Annotated in this window: 11 protein-coding genes and 2 pseudogenes; 2 read left to right on the top strand and 11 right to left on the bottom strand. The window is 35.3% G+C overall.

Features of this window, described 5'->3' with window-relative positions; genetic code table 11:
* Window positions 1–79 precede the first annotated feature (79 nt).
* The 9 genes and pseudogenes from PYW37_RS05660 to PYW37_RS05620 form a co-directional block, all read right to left on the bottom strand.
* Window positions 80–1,324 (bottom strand): XcbB/CpsF family capsular polysaccharide biosynthesis protein, encoded by a 1,245-nt coding sequence (locus tag PYW37_RS05660; protein WP_023189327.1) that lies wholly within the window; start codon window positions 1,322–1,324, stop codon window positions 80–82.
* Window positions 1,325–1,439: 115 nt separating this feature from the next.
* The gene (locus PYW37_RS05655; protein WP_223848638.1) at window positions 1,440–3,110 is read right to left on the bottom strand and encodes a transglutaminase-like domain-containing protein; all 1,671 of its coding nucleotides are present in this window, start codon (window positions 3,108–3,110) and stop codon (window positions 1,440–1,442) included.
* 81 nt (window positions 3,111–3,191) lie between these two features.
* Window positions 3,192–3,938: a class A sortase gene (locus tag PYW37_RS05650; protein WP_012897725.1), complete on the bottom strand. Its 747-nt coding sequence runs from the start codon at window positions 3,936–3,938 to the stop codon at window positions 3,192–3,194.
* 121 nt (window positions 3,939–4,059) lie between these two features.
* Window positions 4,060–5,142 (bottom strand): annotated as a pseudogene (locus tag PYW37_RS05645) (FAD:protein FMN transferase); the annotation flags it as partial.
* Window positions 5,143–5,225: 83 nt separating this feature from the next.
* Entirely contained in the window at window positions 5,226–7,715 is a 2,490-nt protein-coding gene (gyrA, locus tag PYW37_RS05640) for a DNA gyrase subunit A (protein ID WP_010905763.1), read from the bottom strand.
* A 245-nt stretch (window positions 7,716–7,960) separates the two neighbouring features.
* Window positions 7,961–9,427 carry an APC family permease gene (locus PYW37_RS05635; protein WP_025017094.1) on the bottom strand — a complete coding sequence of 489 codons (1,467 nt, stop codon included), beginning with the start codon at window positions 9,425–9,427 and terminating at the stop codon, window positions 7,961–7,963.
* A gap of 172 nt (window positions 9,428–9,599) precedes the next feature.
* On the bottom strand, window positions 9,600–10,235 hold the full coding sequence (locus tag PYW37_RS05630) for an SDR family oxidoreductase (protein ID WP_012897721.1): 636 nt from the start codon (window positions 10,233–10,235) through the stop codon (window positions 9,600–9,602).
* Between the two features lie 66 nt (window positions 10,236–10,301).
* Entirely contained in the window at window positions 10,302–12,125 is a 1,824-nt protein-coding gene (gene lepA / locus PYW37_RS05625) for a translation elongation factor 4 (RefSeq protein WP_023189331.1), read from the bottom strand.
* 289 nt (window positions 12,126–12,414) lie between these two features.
* Entirely contained in the window at window positions 12,415–13,080 is a 666-nt protein-coding gene (locus tag PYW37_RS05620) for an acetolactate decarboxylase (RefSeq protein ID WP_012897719.1), read from the bottom strand.
* 110 nt (window positions 13,081–13,190) lie between these two features.
* Here PYW37_RS05620 and murT point away from each other — a divergent pair, with 110 nt between their 5' ends.
* Window positions 13,191–14,540, top strand: a complete 1,350-nt coding sequence (gene murT, locus PYW37_RS05615) for a lipid II isoglutaminyl synthase subunit MurT (protein WP_003132046.1) — start codon at window positions 13,191–13,193, stop codon at window positions 14,538–14,540.
* Entirely contained in the window at window positions 14,541–15,326 is a 786-nt protein-coding gene (gene gatD / locus PYW37_RS05610; protein ID WP_021722506.1) for a lipid II isoglutaminyl synthase subunit GatD, read from the top strand. It abuts the gene before it with no gap.
* Window positions 15,327–15,401: 75 nt separating this feature from the next.
* On the opposite strand, the pseudogene PYW37_RS05605 reads toward gatD, so the two are convergent.
* Window positions 15,402–18,083 (bottom strand): annotated as a pseudogene (locus PYW37_RS05605) (ABC transporter permease).
* A gap of 3 nt (window positions 18,084–18,086) precedes the next feature.
* Window positions 18,087–18,788: an ABC transporter ATP-binding protein gene (locus PYW37_RS05600; RefSeq protein WP_010905758.1), complete on the bottom strand. Its 702-nt coding sequence runs from the start codon at window positions 18,786–18,788 to the stop codon at window positions 18,087–18,089.
* Window positions 18,789–18,790: the final 2 nt, after the last annotated feature.

Genomic DNA, 18,790 nt, shown 5'->3' with positions numbered 1-18,790 from the left:
ATATGTCGTTATCATATCATTTTTTCAATAATTTTTCATCCATTTTTATATTTGGAGGATAATCAAAAACCTTGATTATTTATAAGGTTTTTTCATCTATCGTATTCTCTATTGAATCGCATCCATAAAGAAATTCATTAATTTTCATCAAGAGCAGGGGGATATTACGATTTACAAAATCTCCATGCATTTTCCCACCATAGGGCTGATAATCAAATTGTTCATCTGCCAACTTCATACGATAAGTTTTAAGTGCTAACTTCCAAGTTTTTAATTGAATAATAAATGGATAAGTAATCGGAACTTGAGGGCTTGTTATTACTTGTATTTTTTCAGCTGATAAATTTGTTTTTTCCAATAATTGATTGAGCTTATCTACGAATGAAACAGGAATACAATCAAACATTAATTGAACATCAGCAGATTGCAACCAGGGACTACGATCTACGACAGGATCCATTGATACAAGTGCATAATTTCCAAGTAATCCATGGTAAAGTGCACCCATAACCCCGCGGGAAGAACCGGCACATAGTATATTCTCCCTAAGTATCCCTTCTTCTTCGGCTGTTTTTGCGATTAATTCCTGAATATTTTGTTCATAATCTCTAAAATTAGGAGTGTTGAGATAATAAGAACCATTAATTAAATTACTATCGGCAATTCTTAATACCACTGTATTTTTAGCAATAGAGCCTGTAATTCCTTCAAAAGGATTAGGAAAGAAGTTTTCCCGAGCATTCCCGTGATTGTAGCTCAATAGTCCTGGGAACCAAACCAAAAGTTTTTTAGTAAAAAAATCAGGCTGGTTTTGCGAAAGCTCTAAATCATAAAAAACTCCTTTATATTGCTTTAATCCAATTTCTAAATCTTTTCTCTTAACAGCATAAGCTCGACCGGCATAATAACCGTCAATGGTTTTATCTTCTAAAAGAAGCTGACGTAGTTTTTCATTTGCCACTGACCCTGTTTCCATACATGCTGCAACTAAATCATTTTCAATCGGGCAAAGGCTATCAAAATAATCATAACCGATTAAATCAGTAGCAATCAAAGCAACTTGAAAATGTTCCATTCCTGGACGAAGCAAATGACTTTTTTGCATTTTTTCTATCTGACCTTCAAAAATACAAGTGACGTGCCCTTGACTATCTAAAATTAATAGCCGCCCATTTTCAATTTTCCATGTTTGTTCAAAGTCACTATGCATTCCTTTTATCTTACCGTCAGGTTCAAATGACCAGATTCCCCATTTTGTATAGCTTGGCAATTGACAAAAATAAAATATTTTTCCCAGTAAAAAATTATATAATTCTTCATTCATTTTGTTTTTCCCTTTTTGTTTAATTTATGATGACTGTTGCATTTGCTTTTACGATTTGTCCTGTAATGTCTGTGAAATTAAATTGAATATTGTAGTTGCCAGGATAATCGGTAGCCTAATGAGTTTGTCCATCAACAATTATAGTTGGAACAAGGTAATGGATAGAAGACAGAGGGACTTGAGTTCCATTACTATACTTAGCATTCACTATGGCGTTATACATCACTTTTTCATAATTTCCACTGCCAGAAGCTGCACTAACGGTTGTGGTAAGTAAAATTGGACTAACAGTAGTTACCAATACTGTTGAAGTAATTATATCCCCCGTGTTTGGGTCTTTAAAATTGAAATTAACATTATGAACTCCAGTATAATCTGTTGCCCAATAACTCAATCCATCGACAGTTATAGTGGGGACACAAAAGTGTATTTCTGATTGCGGAACTAAACTACCATCACTATAAACTGCATTCACAATGGAATTATACATAATATTTTGGTAGTTTCCACTACCAGAAATCGTTGTAATCGGCTGAGTAGTTAAGGTTGGATTAATCATCGATTTATTCATTAACGTTAATTTCCGAACATTACCAGTATGATAATATAAAGGTTGATTTGTTAATGTATTTATTCCAATCTTATCCTGAGTAGGAAGTTTATCCATACCTATAAGCCCTCTCCAACGTATATCATTATCGGCCCATGTATCATCAGCAATGTACCATTGTCCATTTACTTGAACCTCATTCCACTCGTGTCCCCCATTTCCAAAGGAAAGGTAAAAACCATCAGTAGGTACATTTCCATTATTAATTTCTGTCACTGCTGGAATTCCAGCATAGATATAACCAAGTTCTGAAAGCATCGAATACTGCATGCAATCACCTTTGCCAGATAAAAAAGCACTAAACGCTTGACCATAATATTGGTCATGGTCATTGCCAACAATTTCATTTAAACGTGCACCAGATATAATATTATTTGCTTCCGTACCATCTTGTTCTGCACCTGCAAGATCATAAGTCATTAAATCATCAACGTAATCTTCTATTGCTTCTATTTTGTCAAAATCAGTATTTTTTCCTTCCAATACGTTACTGAAACCTTCCATAAGAGAGGTTGCTGATTTCAATTCATTTTCGCTATAGTTATATTTTTTATATCCGCCAGTTAAAATATAATTTTTTTCTTCTCTGGCTTCAAAGCCTTTTGTCATATATGATATGTCATGTGCATAAAAAGCCATTAGTATATTTCCATTATAGTTATCATAAACAGCGTTATTATCAGAGTCCTCATCTACAATCGCATTCTTATTTAATGTATTTTCTATTTCACTTATAGGTAGTGACGACGACGGTAAAGAAACACTAGTAACCTTAACTTCCTGACTGATTGAAGCTTTGGTATAAGGGTCACCAAAAGAATAAGTTACCGAGTATATACCTGGTTTATCTGTAACCCAATTACCAAAAGCATCAGTTGATATACTATACTTTATCGGCCCGTTGTAATAATCTACTCCCTCTACTCGGTTCCCCTTAGAGTCTATGGCAGTTACAACTGCTTCTTTAGCGTGATTATAAAAGTCACCACTAACAGCATATACAGTTAAGTTCTTAGTAACTAGTGTTGGGACGCTATCAGCACTAACGCTGTTTTCTTGAGAAAACATAGCTATAAGCGTAAACAAACATATAAATAATAACCCTGTAAATGAATAAGTAATCTTTAATTTACAAATAAATTTCATAAGTTTCCCTCTGTTTACTTTATTTACCAAGATAATTATACTATCATCTTCCTTCTTTTGCAATCGCTATCTTAAATAAAAAAAAATTCGTATAATAACGAAGTTCTTAAATCAGAAATTTTTAATTTGATTATATTTGGTTTCAAATGCATTTTTCATGGTATCGGTTGCTTTATCGTAAGATGTCTTATCTACAAAAGTTCCATGTACAATGATTCGATGAGTTGCCTCAGCATCAGCACAGGTTACTAAAGTGATTTCTTTTTTACCTGGACTATCATTGATTACTTCAACATGTTCTGGCGTCACTACATCAATCTTATCAATTTTATACTGATAAATATTATCTTTATCAGTCACATAAATTGTCATTCCTGCTTTTGCTTTCTCTAACGGAGTGAATAAGATAGATAAGTCAGAAGTAAATCCAGTCATATTATGACCAGCCAAACTATAGTTACCTTCACCCATGACTTCGTCAGCTTTCATTGTTCCCGCTCCATATAAAAGTGAAGTATTTCCAACCCCTTTAAAGATAGGAAGATTGATATTTAATTCGGGAATTGCAATACCACCAATTACAGGTAGAGGTTGACTATTAAACTGGTTGGTAAGGACTGATTGAAAATCTACTGATTTTACCGCAGCAAAATCAAAACTCACATCAGCTTTTTTGTTTTTTTCTATCTTTTCTTGTGAAACATTATGAAGTTGATATTTATTACTATTTGTTGCAATCAACATGTTACGAATTGGCTTATTAAAAATTAAGACTAACCCTACTATAAATAGAAGAACAATAAACGTATTTAACAGCCAGTTATATTTTCCTCTTTTAGTTTTTTTACGCTCTGCCATTTTACCCACCTTGTCTTTTTGTGTACTCTTTTTATTCATTGTATCATGCTTTAAGTTCTGAGTCAAAAGTTTTAATTGTTTTACACAAAAAACCTTGCGTATAGCAAGATTTAAACAATTGTTTTAAGTTTGTAATATTACCAACTTCAAATGTTTTTTTATCTGAAAGCTGAAATTTGTCTTTCAGTCCAGGTGTGATATAAACCTTATTATCTTTATCAACAAATACAGCCTCAACGTTTTTCAACTTTTCAACGTATTCGTAACCTTTTTTAGTTCCCATAGCGTATATCATTGTTGACAAACCATCACCATTGGTCTTATCTTTTCCTGAAATTAACAAGGTGATACTGGCAATATCATTCTCAAAAGGATAGCCTGTCTTAGGATTTAAAATATGACTGTATTTATGCCCATCAACTTCTAAATATCTTTCGTAAATTCCTGAAGTATTGACGTGCTCATTAGAAGCTTTAATAATCCCCATTTGAGTCCCAGTTGGATCATTTGGATTCTTAATTCCGATTGTCCACGGACTGTCAGCACCTCTCGGTGAATGACCAATCACATAAATCGAACTAGAACCCAAGTTGACAATCCCTGTGGTAACACCATCTTTTTTGAGTGAATCAACCATTTTCATGGCAACAAACCCTTTGACAATGGAACCCAAGTCCAAACGAGCGCCTTTTTGTGTCAGATAAATTGTTTCATTTTTATCATCAAATTTTATGTCATGATAATTAATTAAAGGCAAAACTTGATCAATTTCTGATTGAGCAGGCTTTCTAGCGTTATCCATTCCAATGTTCCAAAGACTTGTCAGTGAACCAATTGTAATATCATAACCTAAATCTTTAGCTGAATAGTTATAACCAGCTTTAACTAATTCATATACATTTGAATTCACCTTGATAGGTTTAATTCCTGCATTTTGGTTAATCTCATCAATTTGTGAACCTGATTGATTAACGGTTGTTAAATTATTGTATTCAACAGGAAGTTTTAGAGCCTTTTCTACTGCAGCTTCTTTTCCTTTGTCATAAACAGTGACTTTAATGTAAGTTCCCATTGTCGTCACGTCTTTATTAATTGGTGACGTTAATAAATTACGATTATCTTTTTGACTAGATTTTCCATTAGCGCAAGCACTTAAGCTAATTAAACTAAGTGTTGCTAGAACCCAAATTATTATTTTTTTCATTCTCTAATTTTTACTGACAGAGCTGTCAGCACCATCTTATTCAGTCAGAAAGTCTGTCAGTAACTGGCAGACTTTCTTTTCAATTATTCTTCGTTATTGTCAGTAGAAATTGTTTCATCAGTAAGTTCTGGCGCATCAACTTCTTCATCTTCAATGACTGGATCTACAAGTGCAAAGGTTACAATTTGTGCTTCATCATCAAGTCGCATTACTTTAACCCCTTGGGCAGCTCGACCAGTTTGAGAAATGTTAGCCACATTTGTACGGATAATAACCCCTGTATCTGTAATAACCATCAAATCTTCGTCACCATTGACAGCAGTTAAACCAGCTAATTTACCAGTTCTTTCTGTGACATTCATGACTTTCATCCCTTTACCACCACGGCCTTTTGTTGGATATTCCGAAGCCTGAGTTCGTTTACCAAGACCATTTTCTGAGATGACAAGAACTTCTTGACTATCATCAATTCGTGAAGTTCCGACAACATAGTCGCCTTCTCTGAGGTTAACCCCTTTAACACCGGCTGCTGCACGTCCCATATCACGAACAACTGCACCTTTAAAGCGAACTGAGTATCCCAAATGAGTTCCGATAATCACCTCATCTTCACCCGAAGTTCTAAGCACATTAATCAGTTCATCACCATCTCGGAGTTTCAAAGCCTTCAAACCATTTGTCCGAATATTGCTAAATTGACTGGTTGAAGTTCGTTTAACAATTCCATTACGTGTTGTGAAGAAGAGATATTTCGCCGCTTGGTCACGGTCAACATTGATGATTGTTGCAATTTTTTCACCGTCATCAAGCTTGAGGAGATTGACAATTGGCAATCCTTTTGCTGTCCGACCGTATTCAGGAATTTCATATCCTTTCATTCGGTAAACACGTCCAAGATTTGTAAAGAAGAGTAAATGATCATGTGTTGATGTAGATACCAAATGTTGAACAAAGTCATCATCAGACATTCCCATTCCTTGAACACCACGTCCACCACGATTTTGGGCACGGAATTCGTCATTAGCTAGACGTTTGATATATCCTTTATTTGATAAAGTAATCAATACATCTTCTTCCTCAATCAAATCTTCATCTTCAAGAGTAAGAACTTCACCAACTAACAATTCTGTTCGACGTTTGTCAGCAAATTTACGTTTAACTTCTTCTAATTCTTCACGAATAATTTTCTTAACACGTTCAGGTTTTGCCAAAATATCGGCTAAGTCAGCAATCAAAGCGACTAAATCTTGATATTCTGCCTCAATTTTATCACGTTCCAATCCGGTCAAACGACGCAAACGCATATCAAGAATAGCTTGCGATTGTTTTTCAGAGAGGAGGAATTCATCCATCATTGTTTTTTGTGCAATGGCATCCGTTTGTGATTCACGGATAATTGTAATGATACGGTCAATATTGTCAAGAGCGATACGTAAACCTTCCAAGATATGTGCGCGTGCTTCTGCACGTGCTTTATCAAAGGCTGTACGACGTTCAACAACTTCTATTTGATGTTCAATATAATCAACTAAGATTTCTTTCAAAGAAAGAATTTTAGGAATTCCTTTTTCGATAGCCAACATATTGAAACCAAATGAAGTTTGCAAACTTGTTAGTTTGAACAGATTATTTAAGATAACGTGTGCTGATAAGTCACGACGAACTTCGATAACCACGCGAATTCCTTCACGGTTGGATTCATCACGAACCGCAGTCAATCCTTCAATTCGTTTTTCATGGTTTAAACGAACAATATGTTCAACCAAACGCGCTTTATTGACCATATATGGTAGTTCAGTCACAACAATACGTTCTTTCCCACCAGCCATTTCTTCAATGTGGGTTTTTGCACGTAATGTAATTGAACCTTTACCAGTTTCATAAGCACGGCGAATACCAGATTTACCCATAACCAAAGCCCCTGTTGGGAAGTCAGGTCCAGGAATCACAGACATTAAATCAGTAACTGATGCTTCTGGATTTTCCATGAGCATATCTACTGCATCAATTGTTTCACCCAGATTATGTGGTGGAATGTTTGTTGCCATCCCAACGGCAATCCCTGTGGTTCCATTAACTAAAAGGTTTGGAAAACGAGCAGGTAAAACGAGCGGTTCACGTTCAGTACCATCGAAATTGTCCATGAAATCAACGGTATTTTTGTTGATATCGCGCAACATTTCCATGGCAATTTTACTTAAACGAGCTTCGGTATAGCGCATCGCTGCGGCACCGTCTCCGTCCATTGAACCAAAGTTACCGTGTCCGTCAGCAAGCATATGACGATAAGACCACCATTGAGCCATACGTACCATTGCTTCATAGATTGAACTGTCTCCGTGTGGGTGATATTTACCCATAACTTCACCGACAATACGTGCCGATTTTTTATGTGGTTTATCTGGAGTATTTCCAAGTTCATTCATTCCGTAGAGAATACGACGGTGAACGGGTTTTAAACCATCACGTACATCAGGAAGTGCCCGTGCAACGATAACTGACATTGCATAGTCACGAAATGACGTCTTCATCTCCTCAACTAAATTGACATTGATAACATTTTTGTCTTGCATGTTTGCCTTGTAAAATTTCATTAAAATGAAATTTTACTTTCCTTTCTTGCTTTCGGAAGAGTTTGCCCCAATTGACAAACAGATTATCTATATTATACCAAATTTTGCACGAAAAGTCAGCTTTTCTCGTAGATATAGACTAGTTTTTACAATTAATCCTTAGATATTTTTAAGAATACTTATCCTTTTGTTTTATTCTAAAAAAAACATCAAAAAACCCTGAAAAAATCAGGGATAATCTGGCTTTATTCCACATTGAGCGAATTTAAATCAAAACCATTTGTTTTGCGTTGTTCACGACGGGCAATGAAGGGTAAAAGCATACCAAGTAAAATTAAGACAATTGGTGTCAAAATATTCGATGCAAGTTGGAACCACCATGCAGACGGATTAGAAGCATAGTCCAATTTTGGAACCATTCCTAACACGCAGGCGATGAGTGTAAAGAGAAAACACCAGGCACCAGCAATCATGGCTAGACGTTTTTGTTTGATAAATTTATATTCAGATTGGAAATATTTCACTGCCCGATTTAACATAATGAAGGCAAAGAAGACCCAAAGATAACGCATTGGCATCACAACTGAATTTAAATTAGTCAACCATTTGACTAATTCATTCATATCTCCGATTCCAAGTAATGGTAAAAGAATAATGATACTTACAAGAATTCCTGTTAATGTATAACCATTTTTAAGCGTTCCTTTGTTCGTTTTTTTACGCAACCATGCTGGAACGAATTCTGGGTCAGCATCAGCAAGTAAAATGCGTAATGGCGCATCAATAGAGAAAGCTAAGGCAGCAATTTGTCCTACACCGTTAGTTAAAGCATAAACAATCATTAAAAAGTTTCCGACACCAAAGTGTTGACCTAAAATTTGGAATGCTGCATAAGCACCATTAGCCATCAAGTCATTTGGTAAATTACCACTTGAAAAAATCATTCCCATGGCAATCGAACCTAAGACGGCACAGATACCAACCATTCCAGCAAGTAAAAACATCCCTCTTGGAAATTCTTTTGCTGGGTTTTTCGTTTGATTAACATAAGGAGAAATTTTTTCAGCACCACCGACAGCAAAAACCAGCATTGAGATAGTTGTGAAATAACTGAAGTCAAATTTAGGGATATAAGTTTTAATATTTCCCGTGTCAGGCGTTGCAATGTGGAAATCTTTTGCGATAAAAGGTGCTCCAATCGCCATGACAATGAAAAGTAAACTCATAACAAACATTGCTGTTCCCGCAAGTCCTCCAATCACTTTCAGAGTGTTTAACCCTTTTGTTGACAACCATAAGAAAGCTAAAAAAATTGCTAAGGAAGCCAGAGCAACAGCGGTCATTGACATCTGATTAACCAGATTTCCGTTTCCTTGTCCCACCCAACCAAAAGCAATCAAAATCGCTTGTGGTTTTTGAGCCAAATAAGGAATGTGAGCTACCCAATAAGTCCATGCGGCATAATAAGCCAAGCGTTTTGTACTGGTATTTTCAACCCATGAACTGACCCCACCTTTACTATCTTTAAAAGTTGAACCCAGTTGACCAACAATAAGTGCATAGGGAATAAAGTACAAAGCCAAAATTAACAGCCATGAGGTAACAACAGTAATTCCTTGTTGGGCAAAGTTATTAACAACATTCCCCATCCCCCAAACCATGTTAAAGGCAATGAATGCGACGGTAAACCATCTAATTTTTTTTGTGTCCATAAAACTCCTTAAATTTTTTTGAATAAATCGCGGACATTGACAATTTATTGTTTAGCGCTTTCTTTTAAGCGTCATTAAAATTATAAAATATTACAGACTCTCCTGTCAATTTTTTACTGTAATCAAAAAAGATACTTAAATTTTTAAGTATCTTTTAAATGTTAAGAAAAGTTTAAAGACTTTCAAGAGCTTCTTTAATCGCCGTTTTTCCATTGTGCATTGAAATGACTTTTCCAATTGAATGATCGGTCATCACTAATTCTTTGATAGTATCTGCCACATCTCCTATTGTGTTACTTGCAGAAACCTCATCATTAATATCAATCAATCCTGTTGCCTCTTCCTCTGTTAATGCTCCAGGTTGAATGATTGTATAATCTAAATTTGTTTCTTTAGTAAGATATAAATCAGCAAAATGTTTAGCAATATAATAATCTTTTAATGCATCAAAGCCGGCACCAATCCATTTTTCTGGTTGAAGAGAAAAAATCGTACTTAGTAAGATAAATCGTTTAACTTCTGCTTTCTCAGCTGCCTGCATGAGTTTGACAGCCCCATATAAGTCAACTTTCAATAAACTTTTTCCACCTGAGCCTGAAACATTAATAATAGCATCCATTCCATGTAATTGTTTGGCCATTTCCTCTGGTGTCCAATCAACATCAAAATGAACCGCTTTTACATTATTATATTGAGGAACTTGCTCAACTTTTCTTGCTCCAGCATAGATTTGATGGTCCGTTGTTGAGAGAGATTTAAGCAAACTTTTACCTACACGTCCGGTACTTCCAACGATAAATATTTTCATTTTCTACCTCTTTTCTACTTCTTTTATTGTAACAAAAAACCACCTTGATGGTGATTTTAAGATGTTTTATTCTTCATCCATTGAGAGTACAGATAAGAAGGCTTCTTGAGGGACTTCTACTGAACCAATGGCTTTCATTCGTTTTTTACCGGCTTTTTGTTTTTCAAGGAGTTTTCGTTTGCGGGAAATATCACCACCATAACATTTGGCCAATACATTTTTACGAAGAGCTTTAATATCTGAACGGGCAACGATTTTATTTCCGATAGTCGCTTGAATTGGCACTTCAAATTGTTGACGTGGAATGAGTTTTTTAAGTTTTTCAACAATGACTTTTCCGCGTTCAAAGGCAAAGTCTTTGTGGACAATGAAACTTAAGGCATCGACTTTTTCGGCATTTAAGAGAATATCCATTTTCACAAGATTTGATGGACGATAATCAGAAATCTCATAATCAAAGCTGGCATAACCTTTAGTTGATGATTTAAGTTTATCAAAGAAATCAAAGACAATTTCACTCAATGGAATATTATATATGATATTGACCCGATTTGCGTCTAAATAATCCATTGTTAGGAAAATTCCACGTTTCCGTTGAGCTAATTCCATAACCGGACCAACGAAATCATTTGGTACCATGATTTGAGCTTTAACAAATGGTTCTTCGATGTTTTCAATGCGCGTAGGATCTGGGAATTCTGATGGGTTGGCTACTTCAAGGGTTTCACCGTCCGTTGTATTGATATGATAAACAACGGATGGCGCGGTCATGATCAAATCAATACCAAATTCACGTTCTAAACGCTCTTGAATGACATCCATATGCAAAAGACCGAGGAAACCACAACGGAATCCGAAACCAAGCGCTTGCGATGTTTCAGGTTCAAAATGAAGACTAGCATCGTTTAATTGAAGTTTTTCTAGGGCTTCGCGCAAGTCATTGAATTTATTTGATTCAATTGGATAAATCCCCGCAAATACCATTGGATTCATTTCTTTATAACCCTTTAGGGCCTCAGTTGCTGGATTTGATGCGAGGGTCACGGTATCTCCGACACGTGTATCCGCAACGGTTTTAATAGATGCAGCTACATAACCAACATCTCCAGCCATCAAGAAATCACGAGAAACAGCTTTTGGTGTGAAAATACCAACTTCTGTGACATCAAATTCTTTACCGTTACTCATCAATTGAATACGGTCGCCAACTTTAAGCGAGCCGTCAATGACCCGAATTTGAAGGATAACGCCTCGATATGCATCATAAACTGAGTCAAAAATCAAAGCCTTGAGCGGAGCGTCAACTTCACCTTGAGGGGCAGGAACTTTCTCAACAATTTGTTCAAGAATTTCTTCAATACCAATCCCAGCTTTGGCTGAAGCAAGAACGGCTTCAGAGGCATCTAAACCAATCACATCTTCAATTTCTTGACGAACCATTTCTGGGTCAGCAGCTGGTAGGTCAATCTTATTGATGACTGGTAAAATTTCAAGGTCATTATCCAAAGCAAGATAAACGTTTGCAAGGGTTTGGGCTTCGATTCCTTGTGCGGCATCAACAACTAATATTGCTCCCTCACAGGCAGCAAGGCTTCGTGAAACTTCATAAGTAAAATCAACGTGACCCGGCGTGTCAATGAGGTGGAAAATATAAGTTTCACCATCTTTGGCTTTATAATTTAACTCAATAGCATTTAATTTAATGGTAATTCCGCGTTCACGTTCAAGGTCCATTGAGTCAAGAAGTTGGGCTTGCATTTCTCGTTTTGAAACAGTTTCAGTTTGCTCGAGAATACGGTCAGCAAGTGTTGATTTTCCGTGGTCAATATGGGCGATAATCGAAAAATTACGAATTTTTTCCTTACGCGCGTTCATTTCTTGTAGATTCATTTTGATTCCTTTATAAGAGTTCTTGTGGACCTAAACTGGTTTGAAATTTACTTTTCATCCACTGAACTTTTTTTTTTTTGCTTTTTTATAACTAAAAATCAGTTAGAATAATTATAGCATATTTTGCAATAAAAAACCGCTCTTATTATGTAGGGAGCGGTTCTGTGAGAGCTAAAATTACTTTTATTTTATAGCAAAATATTCTATAAATTACATTTTAATCAAATTACTGACTTCTCAATTGAATAGTAACAAAATTTGAGAAGTCTGTCTTCTATATCAGACAAAATTATTGAAATAAGTGCTGGTCAAAGTTTTCATCATTGTCAGGAAATTCTTGGTCAATTTTGGTTATTTTACCAATTTCAATCTCAAGATTTTCTGTAATGAAATTTTGGACATGTGCGGTAAAAGTTTTATCATCACTGACAAAATGTAAGTGAAAACCAAGACCAAAAAGGTCAGTCAAATGTTTTGGCGCCCAAACTCCAACCATAGTTCCAGAAATATTTTCTTTTGTAAAATAAGGTTGGTCAGCCATAATTTCGTCATAAGGACGAGTGTTATTGGCTGGTTTGCTACTGACTGTCACTTCTTTGAATTGACCAGTCATAACAATAGTATAAGCGGTATTTGCTGTTGGAAATCGCTTGGTCAGTGCTGACAGAAAATCTTCTGAATTACTGACAGAGCTGTCAGTAAACTTTGCGATTGGCTGATGTTCGACCATTGCCACATAAGGCATTGTCTCATCTTCTTCAACTAATCGGACATGATTTTCTGAGTCCCCATGATAAGCGATTCCATTGATAATGGTCACTTCTCCATTTGCAGTATCAAGTGTGCCGATACCGACTGATCCGTGTTCTAGTGCTTCTTTGAGGGTAATCGTTCCCTTGTAAAAACCACTAGAAAGTGTCGTAAAAGTATTGTGTTGGAATATTCTGCTATTCATAATGATATTATTTTATCACTTTTTTTTGTTAGTAGTATCAAATATGTTTTATAAATTTTTTTTCAAATTTTATAGAGCAAAAAATCCCTGTATTTGGTATAATATTGCTTATGACAATAAAAACTTCATTTGCAAAGTTTGCTGGTAATTCATCGCGCTTTGTCTTGGAAAAATTTTTCAAGCGCGGTTCAACTTTACCAGGAAAAATTGCTTTAAAATTTGATCCTGAAATTCTTAAATCACTGACAAAAAATTATGAAATCATTGTTGTGACTGGGACAAATGGAAAAACATTGACCACAGCACTGACCGTGGGAATTCTAGAAAAGGCTTTTGGACCGGTTGTGACAAATCCAACTGGGGCTAATATGATAACGGGGATTGTATCCACATTTTTGAAAGCTCCCAAAGCGAAAACTGGCGAAAAGAAATTTGCTGTTCTTGAGATTGATGAAGCGAGTTTGCCAAAAATCACTGAATATATCAAACCTTCGTTATTTGTGTTTACTAATATTTTCCGTGACCAAATGGACCGCTATGGCGAGATTTATACAACTTATGACTTTATTGTCAAGGGTGCGGCAAATAGTCCTAAAGGTACGGTTTTGTTAAATGGCGATAGTCCACTTTTCAACTCAAAAAAATTAGTTAATCCTGTAAAATACTATGGTTTCAACCATGAAAGCCATGAACCTACTCATGCTCATTACAATACTGAGGGGATTGTTTGTCCGGTTTGTCATCATATTTTGGCTTACAAGATGAATACCTATGCTAACTTAGGAAATTATATCTGTGAAAATTGTGGTTTTAGTCGTCCAGAATTAGATTATCAACTGACAGAATTATCAGAGATTACAAATACTTCTTCTAAATTTGTCATCGATGGGACAGATTATAAAATTAATGTTGGCGGACTTTATAATATTTATAATGCTCTTGCTGCTGTATCTGTCGCTGAATATTTCAATGTGCCAAAAGAAACAATTGCGGCTGGTTTTGAACTTTCTAAAGCAGTTTTTGGTCGTCAAGAAACGCTTGAAATTGATGGAAAAAAAGTAACCATTGTTTTGATTAAAAATCCAGTAGGTGCTAATCAAGCCCTTGAAATGATGAAATTAGCCAATTATCCTTTCACTTTAGTTAGCCTTTTAAATGCCAATTATGCTGACGGAATTGACACAAGTTGGATTTGGGATGCTAATTTTGAATTAATTAATGACATGGAAATTGACCAAATTATCACAGGTGGTGTTCGTTCATCTGAAATGGCTAGAAGAATGCGTGTGACAGGATTTAATGCCGAAAATATTTCTGAACGCAAGGAACTTTCAGAAGTTTTAGAGGCAATTAAAGAGAGTCCAAAAGAGCATGTTTATATTTTGGCAACTTACACTGCCATGTTACAAATGCGTGAATTATTGGCTGAGGGTCATTATCTTGGAAAGGAAATGCGTTAAATGGCTTATATCTCTTTAAAATCAAATCTTGAAAATCCAAAGTATTCCCTCAACGTGGCTCATCTTTATGGTGATTTAATGAATACTTATGGTGATAATGGAAATATTCTCATGCTCAAGTATGTCGGAGAAAAATTAGGGGCAGAGATGACCTTCAATATCGTTTCTTTAGGTGATACTTTTGCAAAAGAAGATTATGACCTTGTTTTCTGGGGTGGTGGTCAAGATTATGAGCAAGAAATTATTGCTGACCAATCATTGCTTGACTTGTCAGCACCTTTAAAAGATTACATTGAATCTGAAAAACCACTTCTTGCAATTTGCGGTGGTTATCAAATGCTCGGTCAGTACTATGTTAATTCCGAAGGGACAAAAATTCAAGGAACGGGAATTCTTGGACATTATACTGAAAATTTACGAACTGACCGTTTTATTGGTGATATTGAAACTCACAATGAAGAATTTGGTGAAACTTATTATGGTTTTGAAAACCATTCAGGAATTACCTATCTGTCTGATGACGAAAAGCCACTAGGAACCGTCGTTTACGGTGGTGGAAATAATCCAGATGACCAAACCGAAGGTTTAATTTACAAAAATACTTTTGGAACTTATTTCCATGGGCCAATTCTTTCAAGAAATGCACGACTAGCTTATCGTTTGGTGACTACTGCTCTTTACCAAAAATATGGAGAAGAAATTCAACTCCCTGCTTTTGAAGAGATTTTAGCTGACGAAGATAAAGGCCAACAAATTGGTGACCTCAAACGTAAAGTTGAAAAATAATAAAAAAATTACTGATGAAATTTCTGTCAGTAATTTTTTTATTTCTTAAAAAGCTGTCAGTAAAATTTTTAATGATTAATCTACTGATTTCAAAGCCCCAAGCATATCCACGGCTTTTAATTTGAAATGAACAACAATAGCTAGCAAAAGAGTAGTCGCAAAAGTAATTGCTGCCGATAATAAAAGATTTGTCCAAAGTAATCCCGGTGCAAACATAATTTGGTCAGCTGACAATTGGTTCATAATAACCTGATGGAAATAATCCCCCAAACCAAAACCAACCAGAATTCCTAAAAAGCTTAATAAAATCGTTTCTCGATAAATATAAAGTGTGACTTCACGGTCATAGAATCCTAAAACTTTGATTGTGGCTAATTCGCGAATTCTCTCGGAAACATTGATATTTGTTAAATTATATATGACAACAATCGCAAGTAAAATGGCACAAGTAATCAAAACAATCATGACACTATTAATGCCATACATAAAGGATTCAATCACCTTTTTGAGGTCACTATTTTGTGAAACTGCTTGAATTCCGTCTTCTTGCATAAATTGAGCTGACATTTTTTGAATATTATTTGTAGACGCATTTTTCAACTTAATCAATTGGGCATTTGCCACAAAATCTTTTTTAAAAACCTTTTGGTAAACCGATTGATTCATGAAAATATAATGGCCCATATACATTTCAGTAATTGCTGCTACTTTTATCTTATGAGGCTGATTTTCACTATCTTTTAGTGTCAGAGAATCACCAACTTTAAGGTCTAAAAGTTCAGCAAATTTTTCTGAAAGGACTGCTCCAGAGTTATTTAATTCAATTTTTTGACTATTTTTACGAGATTTTAAACTAATGTATTTTGATAAATCATCAGAACGATTTGTCGCAATTAAGTTAACCTCTTGTTTCTCTAATTTGCCACTGGCTTCTTTTGTCAAATTTTCAAAGGCAATCGGCAAATAATTCTCAATTTCTGATGAGGCTAATTCTTTATCTATCTCTTCTTTTTCTTTGTCATTTACTTTATTTTTTTCAATAGTAATCATGTCATAGTGCAAAATTTGACCAAATTGTTTATTTGATAAACCAGAAATGGAATCACGAATTCCAAATCCCATGACAAGTAAGGCGGTACAGCCAGCGACACCAAAGATAGTCATTAACATTCTCTTTTTATAGCGAAATAGATTTCGAGCCGTCACCTTATAAGTAAAACTCATTCTTTTCCAAATAAAATTAATTTTCTCTAAAAGAATCCGTGAGCCTGCTTTTGGTACTTTTGCTAAAAAGAGACTGGCTGGTACTTCTTTTAGTTCCATTCGGACAACCCAATATGCTGGAAAAAGACTACAAGCTATAGCTATCGCAAAAGCAACTATTGTCCATAAAGGAGAGAATGTTAACCGTAAATTGCTAAAGGTAGATGAAGCTGTGTAAGCATTAAATACCGCTATCGGCAAAAAGGTATGTCCAATAATTGTTCCTACTAAAGCTCCTAAATCGCTAGAAACTAATCCATAGACCATAAATTTCTTACGAATATCACGGTTAGAATATCCCAAAGCCTTCAGTAACCCAATATTTCCTCGCTCTTCTTCCACAAAACGAGTCATTGTTGTCAAACTCACTAATAAAGCAATCGCAAAAAGGACTACTGGAAAAATATTTGAAAGACTGTCAATTCTTGTTGAGTCATCTAAAAATGTCTTATACCCCGGATTTCCTTATTTACGATTATTAATTTGATAAGTCGGTTTTTCAAGCTGGTTTAGGGCTGTTTCCTGCTTTGCAAGCTCTGCTTTATCTTTAGCAATCTTTTCTTTTCCATCATTAATTTGATTTTGGCCTGCATTGATTTGCTCAATCGCTTGAGCGGATGCATTTTCCCCAATTTGATTCTTTTGAGCGATTAATTGATTTTCTTGCTGAGTGAGTTGATTTTCTTCCTCAACTATTTGACTTTTCGCTTCATTAATCTGTTTTTCTGGGGCTGTTTTCAGTGCTGCTAAGCGTTTTTCTGGTTGATTCTTAAAAGTATTTTCTAAGGTTTTTTGTTCGGTTTTTAAACGGCTATCATATTTACTATCAAAAATGGAGATATTTTGTAAGTTTTTATAGGATAGGCGAGCAATCATATAAACATCAGAATCAAAGGCTTCCTTGGTAACAAGCGCATACCCATTAAGTTTACCCGTTCCAACTGTCGTTGAGCCAAAATCACTTTTATCGACATATTCACTTGATTTCACAAATCCAACAATTTTAAAGGAATGATTTTTTATCAAATCAGAATCCTTAGATTTGGGAGGGGTAAAATCAATGGTTTGTCCTATTTTATATTGTCCATCATATAAATAATCTAAAGCAATTTCTGAATCTTTTTGAGGCAACTTGCCTGACATTAACTCATAAGTTGACAATTCATCTGGTTTAGAAAATAAACGCAGACTATTTTCTTTTCCTTTGATTACCAAATCTTGAAAATAGCCAAATTCTGCTTTTTTTACACCCTTGGTTTCGTTAATTAATTGCTGGTCAGAATGGTCCAATCCCAAAGTTGAAGTTAGCGTCAAATCTGCTAAATGATGTTGAGCATAAAAATCTTCCGCTGTCCTTCTCATATCGGGTCCAGAAACTTTTAGTCCGACAAAAGCGAAAGTCCCTAACAACATCAAGGAAAAAATAGAAATAAAGCGACCTAATGAACCCGTAATTGACCTGCGAATTTCTTTATTTAAAGTTTTTTTTCGCATAGCTTACCACTCAATTCTATCGATATCTTCTGGTTGGCTATTATTATCAATTTGTTTAATTTTTCCATCATGCATTTGAATGACACGGTTGGCAATTGGAGCAATTGCAGCATTATGCGTGACAATAATAACTGTTTTTCCTTCTTTTCTGGCCATATCTTGAAGAATTTTCAAGATTTGTTTTCCTGTATGATAATCTAAGGCACCGGTTGGTTCATCACAAAGCAAGATTTTTGGATTTTTGGCTATGGCACGCGCAATCGCTACTCTTTGCTGCTCGCCACCAGAAAGTTGCGAAGGAAAATTATGAAGCCGATGTTCCAGACCGACACTCTTCAGCACTTCTTTAGCATCCAGAGCATTTTCGACAATTTCAGAAGCTAATTCGACATTTTCTAGTGCTGTCAAATTATTGACAAGATTATAAAATTGAAAAACGAAACCAACGGCATAACGTCGGTAGGTAATCAATTCTTTGTTTGAAAAATTAGAGATTTTTTCCTCATCAATAATAACCTCTCCCTCATCATTTGTATCCATTCCTCCTAAAATATTTAGGACTGTTGATTTACCTGCCCCAGAGGAACCTAAAATGACAGCCAATTCTCCTTTTTCAATTTCAAAATTTACTTGGTCATTGGCATAAATCTTCTCTTGTCCTGATTGATAGATTTTAGACTCATTAATCACTTCAATAAATGTCATCT

The sequence above is a fragment of the Lactococcus lactis genome (genome assembly GCF_029023865.1).
In the GTDB taxonomy this organism is placed as follows: Bacteria; Bacillota; Bacilli; order Lactobacillales; family Streptococcaceae; genus Lactococcus; species Lactococcus lactis.
Note: the sequence above shows the minus strand (reverse complement) of the source record. Positions and strands in the feature narration are given on the sequence as shown.

Excerpts from the sequence above, each read along its gene's own strand:
- PYW37_RS05620 (WP_012897719.1), bottom strand. The coding sequence starts at position 13,080 with ATGAATAGCAGAATATTCCAACACAATACTTTTACGACACTTTCTAGT.
- PYW37_RS05650 (WP_012897725.1), bottom strand. The coding sequence starts at position 3,938 with ATGGCAGAGCGTAAAAAAACTAAAAGAGGAAAATATAACTGGCTGTTA.
- PYW37_RS05600 (WP_010905758.1), bottom strand. The coding sequence starts at position 18,788 with ATGACATTTATTGAAGTGATTAATGAGTCTAAAATCTATCAATCAGGA.
- PYW37_RS05635 (WP_025017094.1), bottom strand. The coding sequence starts at position 9,427 with ATGGACACAAAAAAAATTAGATGGTTTACCGTCGCATTCATTGCCTTT.
- gyrA (WP_010905763.1), bottom strand. The coding sequence starts at position 7,715 with ATGCAAGACAAAAATGTTATCAATGTCAATTTAGTTGAGGAGATGAAG.
- lepA (WP_023189331.1), bottom strand. The coding sequence starts at position 12,125 with ATGAATCTACAAGAAATGAACGCGCGTAAGGAAAAAATTCGTAATTTT.
- PYW37_RS05630 (WP_012897721.1), bottom strand. The coding sequence starts at position 10,235 with ATGAAAATATTTATCGTTGGAAGTACCGGACGTGTAGGTAAAAGTTTG.
- PYW37_RS05660 (WP_023189327.1), bottom strand. The coding sequence starts at position 1,324 with ATGAATGAAGAATTATATAATTTTTTACTGGGAAAAATATTTTATTTT.
- murT (WP_003132046.1), top strand. The coding sequence starts at position 13,191 with ATGACAATAAAAACTTCATTTGCAAAGTTTGCTGGTAATTCATCGCGC.
- gatD (WP_021722506.1), top strand. The coding sequence starts at position 14,541 with ATGGCTTATATCTCTTTAAAATCAAATCTTGAAAATCCAAAGTATTCC.